Annotated in this window: 12 protein-coding genes; 8 read left to right on the top strand and 4 right to left on the bottom strand. The window is 74.1% G+C overall.

The features are described from left to right. Positions 1-52: 52 nt before the first annotated feature. From FHU30_RS03995 to FHU30_RS03985, 3 genes are all read left to right on the top strand, one after another. Positions 53-1,900 carry an HSP90 family protein gene (locus tag FHU30_RS03995; protein ID WP_253871565.1) on the top strand — a complete coding sequence of 616 codons (1,848 nt, stop codon included), beginning with the start codon at positions 53-55 and terminating at the stop codon, positions 1,898-1,900. After that, the gene (locus tag FHU30_RS03990; protein ID WP_253871563.1) at positions 1,897-4,614 is read left to right on the top strand and encodes a hypothetical protein; all 2,718 of its coding nucleotides are present in this window, start codon (positions 1,897-1,899) and stop codon (positions 4,612-4,614) included. Before FHU30_RS03995 ends, FHU30_RS03990 begins: the two co-directional genes overlap by 4 nt. A 260-nt stretch (positions 4,615-4,874) precedes the next feature. Beyond that, a complete protein-coding gene (locus FHU30_RS03985; protein WP_253871561.1) occupies positions 4,875-5,615 on the top strand; it encodes a hypothetical protein in 741 nt (246 codons plus the stop codon). A 20-nt stretch (positions 5,616-5,635) separates the two neighbouring features. On the opposite strand, the gene galK is transcribed toward FHU30_RS03985, so the two are convergent. Then, complete coding sequence (gene galK, locus FHU30_RS03980; protein ID WP_253871559.1) at positions 5,636-6,808, bottom strand: galactokinase; 1,173 nt, start codon at positions 6,806-6,808, stop codon at positions 5,636-5,638. 40 nt (positions 6,809-6,848) lie between these two features. After that, positions 6,849-7,799 (bottom strand): UDP-glucose 4-epimerase GalE, encoded by a 951-nt coding sequence (gene galE, locus FHU30_RS03975; protein ID WP_253871557.1) that lies wholly within the window; start codon positions 7,797-7,799, stop codon positions 6,849-6,851. A 208-nt stretch (positions 7,800-8,007) separates the two neighbouring features. Between galE and trpS the strand changes: the two genes are divergently transcribed. Genes trpS through FHU30_RS03960 form a run of 3 tightly spaced genes read left to right on the top strand, consistent with a single transcriptional unit; the run spans position 8,008 to position 10,820 of the window. Next, entirely contained in the window at positions 8,008-9,057 is a 1,050-nt protein-coding gene (trpS, locus tag FHU30_RS03970) for a tryptophan--tRNA ligase (RefSeq protein ID WP_253871555.1), read from the top strand. Next, positions 9,047-9,622 carry a 2'-5' RNA ligase family protein gene (locus FHU30_RS03965; protein WP_253871553.1) on the top strand — a complete coding sequence of 192 codons (576 nt, stop codon included), beginning with the start codon at positions 9,047-9,049 and terminating at the stop codon, positions 9,620-9,622. Before trpS ends, FHU30_RS03965 begins: the two co-directional genes overlap by 11 nt. Before the next feature lie 28 nt (positions 9,623-9,650). Then, positions 9,651-10,820 (top strand): YihY/virulence factor BrkB family protein, encoded by a 1,170-nt coding sequence (locus FHU30_RS03960; protein ID WP_253871551.1) that lies wholly within the window; start codon positions 9,651-9,653, stop codon positions 10,818-10,820. On the opposite strand, the gene FHU30_RS03955 is transcribed toward FHU30_RS03960, so the two are convergent. Further along, positions 10,762-11,172, bottom strand: coding sequence for a nuclear transport factor 2 family protein (locus FHU30_RS03955; protein ID WP_253871549.1), 411 nt, complete (start codon positions 11,170-11,172; stop codon positions 10,762-10,764). The genes FHU30_RS03960 and FHU30_RS03955 overlap by 59 nt on opposite strands. Before the next feature lie 120 nt (positions 11,173-11,292). Continuing rightward, the gene (locus FHU30_RS03950) at positions 11,293-12,789 is read right to left on the bottom strand and encodes a D-alanyl-D-alanine carboxypeptidase family protein (protein WP_253871548.1); all 1,497 of its coding nucleotides are present in this window, start codon (positions 12,787-12,789) and stop codon (positions 11,293-11,295) included. A 467-nt stretch (positions 12,790-13,256) separates the two neighbouring features. Here FHU30_RS03950 and FHU30_RS03945 point away from each other — a divergent pair, with 467 nt between their 5' ends. Together FHU30_RS03945 and FHU30_RS03940 are read left to right on the top strand one after the other, a co-directional pair. Continuing rightward, the gene (locus FHU30_RS03945; protein ID WP_253871546.1) at positions 13,257-14,423 is read left to right on the top strand and encodes a glutamate--cysteine ligase; all 1,167 of its coding nucleotides are present in this window, start codon (positions 13,257-13,259) and stop codon (positions 14,421-14,423) included. An 82-nt stretch (positions 14,424-14,505) separates the two neighbouring features. Next, positions 14,506-15,849 carry an amidohydrolase gene (locus tag FHU30_RS03940; protein WP_253871544.1) on the top strand — a complete coding sequence of 448 codons (1,344 nt, stop codon included), beginning with the start codon at positions 14,506-14,508 and terminating at the stop codon, positions 15,847-15,849. The last annotated feature ends 101 nt before the right edge of the window (positions 15,850-15,950 follow it).

The following is a 15,950-nucleotide window of genomic DNA, read 5'->3' as shown; positions in this document are numbered from 1 at the left end:
CCCCGAAATTGTCGGCCGAGGGCGGCATGCTTGGCGCTAGGGTGCGGGGGACGTGCCCAAACAGGCGAAATGGGAGGCTTTTCGGGTGGAGCAGGCGTTCCAGGTTGATCTGCGGGGAGTGGTCGACCTGCTCAGCAGGCACCTGTATTCGAGTCCCCGGGTCTACCTGCGGGAGTTGTTGCAGAACGCGGTAGACGCGAGCACCGCGCGCGCCGCCCTGGACGGCCCGGCGGCCGGGTCCGGGCCCGCCCGGGTGCGCATCGAGACCGGCGGCGGGTCGCTGCGCGTGCACGACGACGGCATCGGCCTCACCGAGGACGAGGTGCACCGGCTGCTGGCCACGATCGGCCGCTCGTCGAAGCGGGACGAGCTCGGCTTCGCCCGCTCGGACTTCCTCGGCCAGTTCGGCATCGGCCTGCTCTCGGCGTTCCTGGTCGCCGACGAGATCGAGGTCGTGACCCGCTCCGCCCGCCCGGGCGACGACGGCGCGCCGAGCCCGGCCGTCCGGTGGACCGGCCTCGCCTCCGGCCACTACCGCGTGGAACGCGCCGAACGCGACGAGCCCGGCACGACGGTCACGCTGCGTCCGCGGCCCGGCGCGTCCGACCTGATGTCCCCCGCGACGGTCGCCGACCTGGCCCGCACCTACGGCGGCCTGCTGCCCATCGACCTGACCGTGGACGGCACGGAGATCACCGGCGACGGCCCGTCCTGGCGCGCCGCGCACCCCGACCCGGCGCGCCGCCGCCGCGCGCTCGACGCCTACTGCCGCGAGACGTTCGGGTTCGACCCGTTCGACGTGATCGACCTGGACGTCCCGGAGGCGGGCCTGTCCGGCGTCGCGTTCGTGCTGCCGCAGGCCGTCCCGCCGACCTCGCGCGGCGCGCACCGCGTCTACCTGCGCCGCATGCTGCTCGCCGAGAACGTCGAGGGCCTGCTGCCCGACTGGGCGTTCTTCGTCCGCTGCGTCGTGGACGCGGGGGAGCTGCGCCCGACCGCCAGCCGCGAGGCCCTGTTCGAGGACGAGCTGCTCGACGCGACCCGGCAGGCGCTCGGTGAGGGCGTCCGGCAGTGGCTGGTGCGGCTCGCCGAGACCGACCCGTCCCGCATGCGCGCGTTCCTGCGGCTGCACCAGCTCGGCGTGAAGGCGATGGCGCTGCACGACGACGACATGCTCCGCATCGTCGACCGCTGGCTGGAGTTCGAGACGTCCGCCGGGCCGATGACGCTGAGCGAGTTCCGCCGCCGGCACACCGACGCCCGGTACGTGACCGGCGTGGACGAGTTCCGCCGGCTCGCCGCGGTGTCCGGCGCGCAGGGCGTCGGCCTGGTCAACGGCGGCTACGTGCACGACACCGAGATCATCGAGCGGCTGCCGGACATCGACCCGGACGCGCGGCTGCGCCGCCTCGAACCGGCCGAGCTGACCACCGCGTTCGGCGTGCTCGACCCGGACACCGAGCTGCGGCTGCGGCCGTTCCTCGCCGCCGCGCAGCGCGCCGTCGAGCGGCTCGGCTGCGAGGTCGTGGTGCGCGACTTCGACCCGGCGTCGCTGCCCGCGCTGTACCTGACCAGCCGCGCCGCGCAGCACCGCGCCGAGCTGGAGGAGGCGCGCGAGCTGGCGGGCGACCTCTGGTCGGACGTGCTGGGCGCGCTCGGCTCGACCACCCCGGCCGACCGTCCGCAGCTGGTCCTGAACCACCGCAACCCGCTGACCCGGCGCATCGCCGCGCTGCGCGACCCCGAGCTGGCCGAGACGGCGGTGCAGGCCCTGTACGGGCAGGCGCTGCTGCTCGGCCACCACCCGCTGCGCCCCGCCGACAGCGCGGTGCTGAACCGCTCGTTCCTCGGCCTGCTCGACTGGGCCGTGCACACCACCGCCCTGGAGGACGGCCAGTGACCGCCGACGTCTACGAGCTGATGTCCCGCGCCGAGGAGCTGCCCTACGGCGAGGCCCGCACCGTCCTGGTCGAGGACGCGCTGCGCCGCGCCGAGGCGGCCGCCGACGCCGACCTGGTGTTCCGCGTCCGGATGGGCCTGACCACCGCCTACCAGTACGGCGGCGAGCCCGCGAAGGCGTTCACCACGTTCAGCCGCTGCCTGGCCGAGTTCGACCGCGACCCGGCGCACGCCGAGTCCGAGCACCGGCTGCTGTGGCAGATGAAGTGGATCATCAGCTCGCTCACCAAGTTCCCGGAGATCCCGCTCGACCGCACCCGCGCCGTCCTGGACGACATGGAGCGGCGCTACCGGCTCGGCGGGCACAGCCTCCAGGCCGTGTACCACTACCGGCACGTCGTCGCGCAGCACATCGGCGACACCGGGGTCGCCGACGAGCTGTTCGCGAAGTGGCGGGCGGCCGAGCGCGACGCGCTGTCGGACTGCCAGGGCTGCGACCCGTCCAGCATGGCCGACCACCTCGCCGAGCGCGGCCGGGACGAGGACGCGCTCGCCGTCGCCGCGCCCGTGCTGAACGCCGAGCTCGACTGCTCCGAGCAGCCGCAGGACATGCTGACCACGCTGCTCCCGGTCTACCTGCGCACCGGCCGGTTCGACGAGGCGCGCGACGCGCACCGCCGCGCGTACCGGCTGCACCGGCCGCACCTCGCCGACATGGGCAACGTCGCCGACCACCTGTGGTTCTGCGCGGTGACCGGGAACGAGCCGCGCGGGCTGGAGATCCTGCAGCGGCACCTCGGCTGGCTCGACCGCGCGCCGAGCCCGTTCGCGGCGATGCGGTTCGCGGCGGCCGGTGCGCTGGTGCTGCGCCGCCTCGGCGAGATCGGCGCGGACGGCCTGACCGTGCGCCGCCCGGCTTTCGGCGACCGTCCGGCCGGTGATGTCGCGCTGCCCGTCCTGCGCGAGGAGCTGGAGCGGCTCGCGCTCGACCTGGCGGGCCGGTTCGACGCGCGCAACGGGACGTCCCACCAGGGCGACCAGATCCGCGCGCTGCTGGCGGCCGAGCCGCTGGTCGAGCGGCTGCCGCTGACCGAGCACGCCCGCGCCGCCGCCACCCCGCCTCCGGCGCCGCCGTCTCCGGCGCCCGCCGCGCCGGTGTCCGACGCGCCCGACGCCTCGTCCGTGGACGACCCCGACGAGCTGCTCGACCTCGCCGAGCGGCTCTGGGAGGAGCAGGACACCCCGGCCGCGCTCGCCGCTTACGCCCGCTTCGACCAGGTCACCGGCACCGAGCCGACGGCGGGCCCGGCCGAGGGCGCGACGCCCGCCGACTGGATGCGGGCGGCCCGCCGCCTGGACGGCCACGGCGTCACCTTCACCGAGACCGGCGCGCTGACCGACGCCTACGACGTGTGGCGGCAGGCCCGGGAGTGGTTCGAGAAGGCGGACGAACCGGTCCGCGCGCTGTCGGTGGCCAGCCGCCTCGGCGCGGTCCTCGCCACGCTCGGCCGCCGCGACGAGGCGGAGGTGCTGCTCACCGAGGCCGTCGAGGGCCTGACCGCGCTGGACGCCGACCCGGACCGCATCCGCCGCGGCCGGCTGCGACTCGCCCAGTTCCACATGATGGGCGACGCCCCGGACGCCGCCCTCGCCGCGCTGGACGGCGTCGAACCCGGAGACGGCGACGTCGACTTCCTGCGCGGGCAAGCCCACGGCATGCTCGGCGACCACGACGCGACCCGGGACGCGCTCGGCTCCGCCCGCGAGCGGTTCCGCGAGTCGGGGCAAAGCGACCAGCTCGCGCAGGCGTCCATGATGTACGCGCAGGTCATCTCGCACGTCCCCGACCAGGACGGCACTGAGCTGCTCGCCACCCTGGACGAGGCCGTCGCGCACGCGCCCGCCGCCACCGGCGCTCCGATGCTGCGCCCGTTCGCGCACTGGGAGCGCGGCCGGTTCCTGCTCGCGAACCAGCGCCAGGCCGACGCGGTGCCCGACCTGGTCGAGGCCGTCGCGGCGTTCACCGCGCTCGGCCAGACCGCGCAGGCCGACCAGGCCCGCGTCGACCTCGCCGCCGCCTACCTGGGCGTCGGACGCGCGCTGGAGGCCGCCGAGACGATCGAGGAGGCGCTGGCCACCCTCCCGCAGGACGCGGAGGACCTCCCGCGCGCCCGGGTCGTCCTCGCGAACGCGCAGCGCGAGCTGCGGGAGGCCGCCGCGGCCGACACCTTCGCCGAGATCGCCGCCGCCGAGTCCGAGCCGGGCGCGGTCGGGCACTTCCTGGCGGAGTCCGCGAGCGTCCTCACCGACCTCGACATGGACGCCCAGGCCGCCGAGCGCTTCCTCGCAGCCGCCGAGGCGTTCGTGCAGGCCGGAGACCCGTACCGCGCGGTCGACTGCCGCCGCTGTGGCGCGCTGTGCCACTTCTGGGCCCGGCAGGTCGACCAGAGCCTGGAGGCGATGGCCGAGACCCGCGCCGCGCTGGCCGGCCTGCCCGCCGAGAACCCCGCCGCGATCACCTGGCACACCGCGCTGGTCGACTACGACGAGGCCCGCATCTTCGCCCGCATGGGCCGGCTCGGCGAGGCGCTGGAGCGCGCCGACGCCGCGATCGGAGGCTTCACCGCCCTGGACGAGACCGACGCCCGCGACACCGTGTTGGGGCTGCGGCAGGAGATCACCGCGGCGATGGACGGCGACTCCGACGATTCCTGACCGTCCGGAAGTCCCAGGGCGTTCCGGTCGCCGTGCGTGTCTCGGCGGTGTTGCGGAGCGTCGTTAATAGAATTCGGACCGTGGCTTTCGGGGTGTGGACGCGGTCGCTGGCCGGTGCCGGTGCGGCCGCTGTTGTCCTTGCGGCTGGAGTGGCATCGGCGTCCACGGCGGCATCGGCTTCCAGGGCGGCATCGACTTCCAGGGTGGTAGCGGCGGCCGGGGCGGCGTCGGCCGCGCCCGGGAGGCGGGCCGATCTCGGCGTGACGCTGTCCGCGTCACCGCGCCAGGTGCGCGGCGGCGACCTGCTCGGCTACACCATGACCGTGTGGAACGCCGGTCCCGGCAAGGGCGCGCGCGCCGCCGACCTGGCCCTTCCGGACGCGGTGGACGTCGTCGGCGTCCTCGAACGCGGCTGTGCGGAGGCCGGACGGGTCGTCCGCTGCACCTTCGCGGCGACCGCGCCGGGCCGCTCGCGCTCCGTCCACATCATGGGGATCGTCCGGCCGGACGCGGCGGGCGTGCTGCGCGCCACGGCCCGCCTGGCCGGCCCGTCCGACCCGGTCGCCCGCGACGACGCCGCCGAGGCCGATACGCGGGTCGCGCCGAGCACCGACCTCGCCGTCCGGCTCACCGCGCCGCGCTCGGCCCGGACGGGAGGTGTCGTCCTGATCAGGGCGACCGTCGCCGACCGGGGACCGCGCACGGCCCGCCGGGTCGCCGTGAACCTCGGCGCGCACGGCGTCGTCCTCACGCGGGTGCGCGGCGCGAAGTGCAAAGACCTGCGGCACGACAAGACCGGCGGGTACGTCCGCTGCCTGCTCGGACGCATCGCCAGCGGACATGCCCGGACGATCGACGCGTACGTCCGCATCCTGCCCGGACACCGGTCGCGCAGCCTGGCCGCGTCCACCGAGCTCGACCTGGGCGACTACCGGCCGGGCAACAACGTGGCCGTGACCCAAATCCGCGCGACCCCGGCCCGAACCGGACGCCGCCTCTAGGACCAGGCCCGTCGCCTCGCCTAGGACAGGCGCCGGGCGCCCTGGGACGGCGCGGTGTCGGTGAGGAAGACCGGGGGAGTCCACGAGCGGGACTCGTAGGCGGCGTTGATGGCGTCGCGGACGCGGTCGGCGCGCTCGGTGTGGGTGAGCACGATGACCGAACCGCCGAAACCGCCGCCGACCATGCGTCCGCCTCGTGCGCCCGCGCGGACGGCCTCGTCCACCGCCACGTTCGCCTCGGGCCAGGAGATCTCGAACTGGTCGCGCAGGGACATGTGGGACGCGAGCAGCAGCCCGCCGATCTCGGCGACCGCACCCGCGCGCAGCAGGCCCACGGTCGCCTCGACCCGGTGGTTCTCGGTCACGACGTGCTGGACGCGGCGGCGCAGCACCGGTTCGTCGAGCTGCGCCAGCGCGGCGGGCAGGTCCTTGATGTCGCGCAGCGCGGGCACGCCGAGGATCTCGGCGGCCCGCTCGCACTCGGCGCGGCGCTGCCCGTACTCGCCGCCGGTCAGCTCGTGCGTCGCGCGCGTGTCGATCACCATGAGCGTGAGCCCGGCGTCCTGCGGCGCGAACGGGACGTCCGAGGTCAGGCCCGTCCGGCAGTCGAGCAGCAGCGCGCTGCCCGCCGAGGAGAGCATCGAGGCCGACTGGTCCATGATCCCGCTGGGCACGCCGACGTGCTCGTTCTCCGCGCGCTGCGCGAGCCGGGCCAGCTCGGCGGGCGCGATCTCGACGCCGTGCAGGTCGCACAGCGCGATCGCCGTCGCGCACTCCAGCGCCGCGGACGACGACAGCCCCGCGCCCTGCGGCAGGTCCGAGTCGAACAGCAAGGTCGCCCCGCCGACCTTGCGCCCGTGCCCGTCCGGCCCGTGCTCGTGCAGGACGCGCGCCATGCCGACCGGGTAGGCCGCCCACCCCTCCACGTCGCCCGGCGTACCGGACACCGACGCCGTGACCGCGGTGTCCGCCTGGAGCGACCGCACCTCGACCAGGCCGTCGTCCCGCCGGGACGCGGCGGCCGACACGCCGAGCGGCAGCGCGAACGGCAGCACCAGCCCTTCGTTGTAGTCGGTGTGCTCGCCGATCAGGTTGACCCGGCCCGGCGCGCGCCAGACGCCCTCCGGGGCATGCCCGAAGGCGTCGGCGAAGGCGGCGGCAAGCCCTGCGTGGACGGGCGAGGGGGTGGGCAAGGGGTGCTCCTACTGAAATGTTCTTTCCCGCATGCGGGGGTTAGCGGCGGGCAAAGGCCCAGGCGTCGGTGACCATCCGGTCCAGGTCCAGCTCGGGCTTCCAGCCGAGCGCCGCGTTGATCTTCTCGGACGAGGCGACCAGCACGGCCGGGTCTCCGGCGCGGCGCTCGCCGTACTCGGCCGGGATCGGGTGCCCGGTGACCTTGCGGCAGACCTCGACCACCTCGTTCACCGAGTAGCCGCTGCCGCTGCCCAGGTTGTAGATCTTGTGCGCGCCGGGCTCGGTGTCGTCCAGCGCGAGCAGGTGCGCGCGGCCGAGGTCGACGACGTGCACGTAGTCGCGGACGCACGTGCCGTCCGGCGTGGCGTAGTCGGTGCCGAAGATGCTCACCGAGTCCTTCTCGCCGAGCGCGACCTTCAGCACGTTCGGGATCAGGTGCGTCTCGACGGTGTGCCGCTCGCCCTGCGCGCCGTGCGCCCCGGCGACGTTGAAGTAGCGCAGCGACACCGCGCCGAAGCCGTACAGCCGCGCGTACTCGGTCAGGATCGTGTCGATCGCGAGCTTGGACGCCCCGTACGGGTTGGTCGGACGCGTCGGGTCCGTCTCCAGGATCGGCGTCGACTCCGGCTCGCCGTAGGTCGCCGCCGTGGACGAGAAGACGATCCGCCCGACCCCGGCCCGCCGCATCGCGTCGAACAGCGCCAGCGACTCGCCGACGTTGCCGTCCCAGTACTTGGCCGGGTTCGCCACCGACTCGCCGACCAGCGACTTGGCCGCGAAGTGCAGCACGGCGTCGAAGCCCGCGCCGTCCAGCACCTCGAACGCCGACTCGCGCAGCGTCCCGCGGACCAGCCGCGCGCCCGCCGGGACCGCGTCGCCGTGCCCGGTGGACAGGTCGTCCAGCACGACGACCTCGTGTCCCGCCTCTGCCAACTGCGCGGAGACGACGCTGCCGATGTACCCGGCGCCTCCCGTCACGAGCAGCTTCAAGGTCCGACCTTTCGTAGACGTCGAGTGCGGCGGAGGCGAGCGCCCCCGGTGGGGCCAGGGTATCGGCCGGGCCACATCACCCGGCCCGTCCCGGCAGGTCCGCCCGGACCCGGCGCGGCACGGGCACGCGGCCCGGGACGTCCGCCCGGACGCGGCGCGGAAGGCGGTGCGAGCCCGGCGCGAGGGCCCGGGTGAATAGGATGAGCGCATGTCGCAAGCCACCACGTCCGACGCCCCTCGCGTGCTGTCCGGGATCCAGCCGACCGCCGACTCCTTCCACCTCGGCAACTACCTCGGCGCGCTGCGCCAGTGGGTCGCGCTCCAGGACACGCACGACGCGTTCTACTGCGTGGTGGACCTGCACGCGATCACCGTGGAGCACGACCCGGCCGCGCTGCGCCGCCGCACCCGCGTCTCGGCCGCGCAGCTGCTCGCGATGGGCGTCGACCCCGAGCGGTCCACCCTGTTCGTGCAGAGCCAGGTGCCCGAGCACGCCGAGCTGGCCTGGGTGCTGAGCTGCCTCACCGGCTTCGGCGAGGCGAGCCGGATGACCCAGTTCAAGGACAAGGCCGCCAAGCAGGGCTCGTCCGCCGCCAGCGTCGGGCTGTTCACCTACCCGATCCTGCAGGCCGCCGACATCCTGCTCTACACGCCCGAGCCCGGTCCGTCCGAGCGGCTGTTCCGCGTCCCGGTGGGCGAGGACCAGCGGCAGCACGTCGAGCTCACCCGCGACCTCGCGGGCCGCTTCAACCACCGGTTCGGGACGACCTTCGTCGAGCCCGACGCCTACATCCCGCAGGGCGCCGCGAAGATCACCGACCTGCAGGAGCCGGGCATCAAGATGAGCAAGTCGGCGTCCTCGCCGCAGGGCATCGTGGACGTGCTGGAGGAGTCCGGCCCGATGCGCAAGAAGATCATGCGCGCGGTCACCGACACCGGCACCGAGGTCCGCTTCGACGAGGCGGAGAAGGCGGGCGTCAGCAACCTGCTGCGCATCCACGCCGCGCTGTCCGGCGCGACCATCCCCGAGCTGGAGGCGCGCTACGAGGGGTCCGGCTACGGCCAGTTCAAGAAGGACCTCGCCGAGCTGGTCACCGGCACGTTCGCGCCGATCCGCGAGCGCACCCTGAAGCTGCTGGACGACGAGGACGCGCTCGACAAGATCCTCGCGCACGGCGCGGCGCGGGCCGGCGAGGTCGCGGCGCGGACCATGGACATCGTGCGCGACCGGGTGGGATTCGTCGGGCGTGGGCGCTGAGCACCGCTCGCTCGCGTCCGACCCCGAGCACGCCCGCATGATCGGCGTGTCCGTCCCCGTCCCGGACCCCTACGGCGCCTACCTGCAGCGGATGCGCGAGTCGTTCGGCGACCCGCTCGCCGGGGCGATCCCCGCGCACATCACGCTGCTGCCGCCGACCGAGGTGGACGCCGCCGCGCTGCCCGCGATCGAGACGCACCTGGCCGCGGCCGCCGCGGAGGGCGAGCGGTTCTGGATCAGGCTGCGCGGCACCGGGACGTTCCGCCCGGTGTCGCCGGTCGTGTTCGTCGCGCTCGCCGACGGCATCGGCGGCTGCGAGGCCGTCCAGGCGCGGGTGGTGTCCGGGCCGCTCGCGCGCGAGCTGTCCTTCCCGTACCACCCGCACGTCACCGTCGCCCACCACCTGCCCGAGGACGTCCTCGACCGGGCGTTCAAGTCGCTGGCCGAGTTCCGCGCCGACTTCGAGGCGACCGGCTTCTCGCTCTACCTGCACGGCGCGGACGGCATCTGGCGGCCGCGCCGCCACTTCGCCTTCCCGGCGACATGGCCCTCTACGTCGGACTGATCACGCATCTGCCGGGTACGTTGCGTGCATGCCGGTGATCGCAGAGGTACGGCGCAGGAGCGAGGCGCTGGTCGGGGCGGGGAAGGACCTGCTCACGTCGCTGCGCGCCCGGTGGCGCTGGTTCGACCATCTCGGCCGCGCCTACGAGCGGTACCAGGACCGCAGCGGCGACCGGCTCGCCGCCGCGCTGACCAGCTACGGCTTCCTGTCGTTCTTCCCGATGCTCGCGCTCGCCTACGCGCTGCTCGGCTACCTGGTCGGGATCAGCCGCAAGGCGCGCGACTACCTCATCACGGCCATCCAGGACCTGCTGCCCGGCCTGTCCGGCCCGCTGGAGGTGCAGCGGATCGCCGAGTCCAAGACGACCGTCGGGGTGTTCGGCCTGGTCGCGCTGGTGTTCACCGGCCTCGGCTGGGTGCGCGTGCTGCGCGAGTCGCTGCGCTCGGTCTGGGGCTACGAGCCGAAGCCCGAGGGCAACTTCCTGGTCCTGAAGCTGTGGGACGCGCTGGTGCTGGTCTTCCTCGGCGCGACCCTGATGATCAGCGTGGCGGTGTCGTCGGTGGCGTCGTCGGCCACGCACGGCGTGCTGGACCTGGCCGGCCTCGCGCACGTGACCGGCGCGACGACCGTGCTGCGCGTGCTGTCGCTCGCGGTCGCGGTCAGCTTCAACACGCTGATCTTCCTGGTGCTGTTCAGCCGGCTGTCCGGGACGGCCGCGCCGTGGCGGCGGATCCTGCGCGGCGCGCTGTTCGGCGCGCTCGGCATGGAGGTGCTCAAGCAGATCGGCACGCTGCTGATCGCGCACACCACCCGCAACCCGGTCTACGCCTCGTTCGCCGTGATCGTCGGGCTGATGGTGTGGATCAATATCGTGTGCCGGTTCGTGCTGTTCGCCGCCGCCTGGACCGCGACCCGCCGGGTCGTGCTCCGCGCGGACGACCAGCCCGACGACGCGCCCGACACCGAGCACGACATCAGGGACGCCGAGAAGCTCGTCCGGCAGGCCGACGAGGTCGCGGACGAGCGCGCGGACGAGTCCGAGGGGAAGCCCGCGGACAAGACCGGGGACGAGTCCGAGGGCAAGACCGCGCACGAGACCGCGGACAAGGCGGCGCTGCTGCGCGGGCGGGTGCCGTGGGTCAGGACCAGAACTCGTCGTCGGCGTACTGGTCCTCGGCCAGCGACCGGATCTCGATGATCCGCCCGGCCGCGAACCGGAAGATGTGCACCGCCCGGCCGGAGAGCACCCTCCCGCGCGGCCGTTCGGCATAGGTGTGGACGAGCGCGACGCCGTGCGCGTCGTCCGCGGTCAGGGAGTAGGGCTCGGCGCGGAACGTGCCGTCCGACAGGTCGAACAGCCGGACGTAGAAGCCGAGGATCTCCTCCGGCGTGCGGTAGGCGCCGCTCAGCGGGCCCCGTCCCCGCACGTGGTGGACGACGCCGTCGGCGAGCAGGTCGCGGATCAGGTCCATGTCGCCCTTGTCGAAGGCGGCGAAACCGTCCCGCAGGAGGGCGACGTTGGGATGCTCGGCGGAGGGCAGGGTGTGCATGGCGGCCTCCAGCGGCGGTGCCGGCCCGCCGTCCAGCGGCGGCGCGCGGTGGCCGGACCACCCCTTCGAGCGTATGTCCGCCGGAGCGTCCCCTCAACGGACGGCTCCGTGTGATGCCGATTACTGCGAGCGCTCGTCCTGTCGCGCCCGTCCGGCGGGCGGCTGCTCGCCGTGCTCCGGCAGCGGAGCCCCCTGCTCCGGCACGTGCTCCCCGTGCTCGGGCAGCAGCTGCCCGTTTTCGGCCGGGAAGCCACCGTGCTCGGCCGGGAACGCGCCGTGCTCTGCCGGGAACTGCCCGTCCTCGGCCGGGAAGTGGCCGGGCTCCGGCGGGAGCTGGCCGTCCGCGGGCGCGTATTCGCCCTGATCCGCGTGCTCCAGGGGCGCCTCGGATGCGCTAGGGCCACCGGAGGGCGGGGGCGCGAGGCGGACGTTGCCCGCCGGGGCGTCGGGCGCGGCGGACGGCCCGTCCGGCCGGGGAAGCTTCAGGTCGCCGCGGCGGTGCCGCCGCTGGAGTACCAGGAACAGGACGCCGATCGCGATCAGCGCGCCGATCGCGCCGCCGCCCACGACCATCCACGTCCGGGACGAGCTGGCCTTCTCGATCGCGGACTGCCCGTTGCCTCCGGCGCCGCCCGCGCCGTCGGCCTTCGCGCCGTCGCCCGGCTCGACCAGCGTGCCGACCGGCTTGACCTTGCCGCGCGCCTGGAAGCCCCAGTCCAGCAGCTTCGCCGCGTACGGCGAGGGCGGGATGTCCGCCTTCATCAGCGAGATCAGGATGGTGTGCCCGCCGCGCCGGGCCTCGGCGACGAAGGTCTGCTCGGCCGTGACCGTGTAGCCGTTCTTGCCGCCGAGCATGCCGGTGTAGGCGTGCGGCTGGCCCGGCAGCATCCGGTTGTGGGTGTAGATCGGGTAGCCGCCCGGCTTGTGCTTCTTCTTCTGGTCCTTGTCCGGCGGGGCGGGGAACCAGTAGTTCAGGGCCTGCACGTACTTGCGGTACGCCGGGTTCTTCATGCCCTGGCGCAGGATGAGCGCGAGGTCGTACGCCGAGGTGTGCTGCGTCTTCAGCGTCAGGCCGAGGTCGACGTCCAGGCCGTTCGGGGACGCGGCGAGCGTGTCGCCCGCGTGCAGGTCCTTCGCCTCGGCGTTCATGTCGGCGATCGTCTTCTTCAGCCCGCCGTTGGCCTCCGACAGCGTCACCGCGGCGTCGTTGGCCGACATCATCATCAGCGCGTGGAACAGCTGGTCGACGGTGTAGTCCATCTTCGGCGTCATGCCGACCTTGGTGCCCTCGACGTCGCAGGCCCCCTGGGACGGCCGGACCTTGCGCGCCGCGTCCAGCTTCGGGATCAGCGTGAGCGCGGTCAGCGTCTTCAGCGTGCTCGCCGGGAGGTACTGGCCGTGCGGGTCCTTGGCGGCGAGCACCTCGCCGGTGTCGGCGTCGGCGACCACCCAGGACGCGGCGTGGATGTTCGGCGGAGCGGGCACCCCGGCGGCCGGGTTCACGACCGTCCCGCGCGAGGCGAGCTGCGGCCCGCCGACCGGGCCCGCGTCGGCGCAGGCCGCACCCGGGACGGCCAGGACCGCCGCGGACGCCGTCGCGGCGGCGGCGGCGAGCATGCGGGTCGGTCGACGCAGGGCCGCCCTCGGACGCAGTGCTGAACCAGGTCGCTGTGCTCGCAAGCCCCTGCCGTTCCTCGCTCCGGCCATCTCCGAACGATGACACATGTCCCTCTTGTCTCCCGGAAGCGTAGGCGACCGGTCGCGGAGTCCGATACCCGCGGTCGGGGAATGGGATCCCCGGTTCCGGACAAGTACTAGTCACATCGGGGCATGTGGACCCGCCCGCAGGTGACCGAAACCGGTGACACCCCGTGAGGGCGCGGCCGTCCAACCGGATCAAATGATCGGCAAAGAACGGGGAATCCGGCGGGACCGGCGTGTCGCGCGCCATGATGGGAGGGCGGAACCGGCGCGCGGAATCCCGGCTCACCTGGCTCGCCGTTTGTCCAGGCTTAGGGACCCGCTGGCGGAATCGCCCCACGTGCCACGCAACGACCTGCAAGGATGTCGGACGGAGGTTGGCCGTGGCCATTGTCTTCAACCCGTCGCGCGGCGCGACGCTCGGTGTGGAGTGGGAGCTCCAGCTCGTCGACGCCGCGACCCGGCACCTGCGGCAGGACGCGCGCGAGGTGCTCGCCGCGCTGCCGTCGCAGGCCGAGGGCGGCCAGCTCGCCAAGATCCGGCACGAGCTGATGGAGTCCACGGTCGAGGTCGTCACCGACGTCTGCCACACCGTCGCCGAGGCCCAGCGCGACCTCGCCGCGTCCCTGGACGCGCTGCGCGCCGCCGCCCGTCCGCTCGGGCTGGCGCTCGCCTGCACCGGCACGCATCCGATCTCCGACTGGCGGGACGCCGAGACCTCCCCGCTCCAGCGGTACGCCGAGCTGGTCGAGCAGATGCAGTGGCTCGCCCGCCGGATCCAGACCTTCGGGGTGCACGTCCACGTGGGCGTCACCGACGGCGCCAAGGCGATCCCGATCGTCAACGCGCTCGCGGGCTACCTCCCGCACTTCCTCGCGCTCACCGCGTCCAGCCCGTTCTGGAGCGGGGCCGACACGGGCCTGGCGTCCAGCCGGGCCGTGGTGTTCGGCCAGCTCCCGACCGCGGGACCGCCGCACCTGCTGGACGACTGGACGGCGTTCGAGGACTATATGGACACCTTGCTGCGCGCGGGAACGATCCGCAGCATCAAGGAGGTGTGGTGGGACATCCGCCCGCACCCGGACTTCGGCACCGTCGAGATCCGGATGTTCGACGGCATTCCCACCCTCCGCGAGGTGGGCATGGCGACGGCGCTGTGCCAGAGCCTCGTCACCCTTTTCGACCAGCAGCTCGACCGGGGCTACACGCTGCCGCGGCCGGCCGCCTGGGTCGTCCGCGACAACAAGTGGCGGGCCACCAGGTACGGGCTGGACGCCGTCGTCATCACCGACGACGGCGGCCACACCGCGCCGCTGCGCGACGAGGTGTACGAGCTGGTCGCCGAGCTGGAACCGGTCGCGGCGCGCCTCGGCTGCGCCGAGGAGCTGAAGGTCGCCGGGGAGGTCCTGGAGCACGGGGCCCCCTACGAGCGCCAGCGCGCGATCCGCGCGGGCGGCGGCGGCCTGGAGGACGTGGTCGACGCCGCGATCCTGGAGCTCGCCGAGAACCGGTTCGTCACCCGCGGGGAGGCCGCCCGTGCCGGGAACTGAGGATCCCGACCGGCGGGCCGCCCCGCGTTCCGAGAAAGGCGGGCCGGCGCCGAGCGGGCCCGCCCACGCGCAGGGGGCGCACATGACACACATGGGACCCGGGGTGATGCCCGGCCCTGGACCAGCGACCGCCCCGGGGGCGGCGGACGAGACGCGGCATGCCGTGGGAGAGGCGGGCGCGGCGCTGCAACCGCAGCTCGACGGGTTCCTGGCCGACCGCGAAGCGGAGCTGGTCGCGTTCCGGCGCGACCTGCACGCCCATCCGGAGCTCGGCTACAACGAGTACCGCACCACCGAGCGGATCGCGGCGCGGCTGAAGAAGGCCGGGCTGGAGCCGCGGGTGCTGCCGCGCGGCACGGGCCTGTACTGCGACATCGGCCCGGACGACGGCCACACCGTCGCGCTGCGTGCCGACATCGACGCGCTCCCGCTCCAGGACGAGAAGGAGCACGCGCCCTACCGGTCCACCGTGCCGGGCGTCGCGCACGCCTGCGGGCACGACGTGCACACCGCGATGGTGCTCGGCGCGGGCCTGTTCCTGGCGCAGCAGGCGGAGGCCGGGCTGCTGCCGGGCCGCGTCCGGCTGCTGTTCCAGCCCGCCGAGGAGACCCCCGGCGGGGCCCTGGACGTCATGGCGGCGGGCGGCATCGCGGGCGTGGACCGGGCGTTCGCGCTGCACTGCGACCCGCGCATCGAGGTCGGCCAGCTGGGCCTGCGCACCGGCGCGATCACCGCGGCCTGCGACAAGGTCTACGTGAAGGTCACCGGCCCCGGCGGGCACACCGCCCGGCCGCACCTGACCGCCGACCTGGTGTACGCGCTGGCCAAGATCGTCACCGAGCTGCCCGCGGCGCTGTCCCGCCGGGTCGACCCGCGGTCCAGCCTGTCGCTGGTCTGGGGCCGGGTGGCCGCGGGCTCGGTCGCGAACGCGATTCCGGACGACGGGATCGCCGAGGGCACCGTCCGCTGCCTGGACGACGAGGCCTGGCACCGCGCGCCGGAGATGATGGACGCGCTGCTCCAGTCCGTCGCGTCCGCCTACGACGTGGAGGCGTCGCTGGAGTACGTCCGGGGCGTCCCGCCGACGGTGAACGAGGCCGCCAGCGTGCAGATGTTCCGGGACGCGGCGACCCAGGTGATCGGCGAGGAGGGCGTGGTCCCGACCCCGCAGAGCCTCGGCGGCGAGGACTTCGGCTGGTACCTGGAGTCGATCCCGGGCGCCCTCGCCCGGCTCGGCGTCCGCGAGCCGGGCTCGGAGGCCGAGTACGACCTGCACCGGGGCGACTTCGACGTGGACGAGCGCTGCATCGGGGTGGGCGTCCGGGTGCTGGCCGCGACCGCGCTCACCGCCCTCTGGGACGGGGCCCGCGGCGCCGGCCCGGGCGCGCGGCTGGACGGCGCCGCGGAGGGCGCCGCGCTGAGCTGATCGTTCCGGACCGCCGGGCCCCGCACCGGCGCGTCCGGCGCGAAGCGCGGAGGTGCCGCGCTGACCTGATCGTTTCGGAGTAGGGTCGTACCGTTCCGCCC

Source organism: Actinomadura rupiterrae, from assembly GCF_024172125.1.
GTDB lineage: Bacteria > Actinomycetota > Actinomycetes > Streptosporangiales > Streptosporangiaceae > Spirillospora > Spirillospora rupiterrae.
The sequence above is the reverse complement of the archived record's forward strand: the minus strand, read 5'-3'. Positions and strand labels throughout refer to the sequence as shown.

Bases quoted from the DNA above. Each gene is read 5' to 3' on its own strand.
- FHU30_RS03955 (WP_253871549.1), bottom strand. From the start codon at position 11,172: ATGCACACCCTGCCCTCCGCCGAGCATCCCAACGTCGCCCTCCTGCGG.
- FHU30_RS03960 (WP_253871551.1), top strand. From the start codon at position 9,651: ATGCCGGTGATCGCAGAGGTACGGCGCAGGAGCGAGGCGCTGGTCGGG.
- FHU30_RS03950 (WP_253871548.1), bottom strand. From the start codon at position 12,789: ATGCTCGCCGCCGCCGCCGCGACGGCGTCCGCGGCGGTCCTGGCCGTC.
- FHU30_RS03940 (WP_253871544.1), top strand. From the start codon at position 14,506: ATGACACACATGGGACCCGGGGTGATGCCCGGCCCTGGACCAGCGACC.
- trpS (WP_253871555.1), top strand. From the start codon at position 8,008: ATGTCGCAAGCCACCACGTCCGACGCCCCTCGCGTGCTGTCCGGGATC.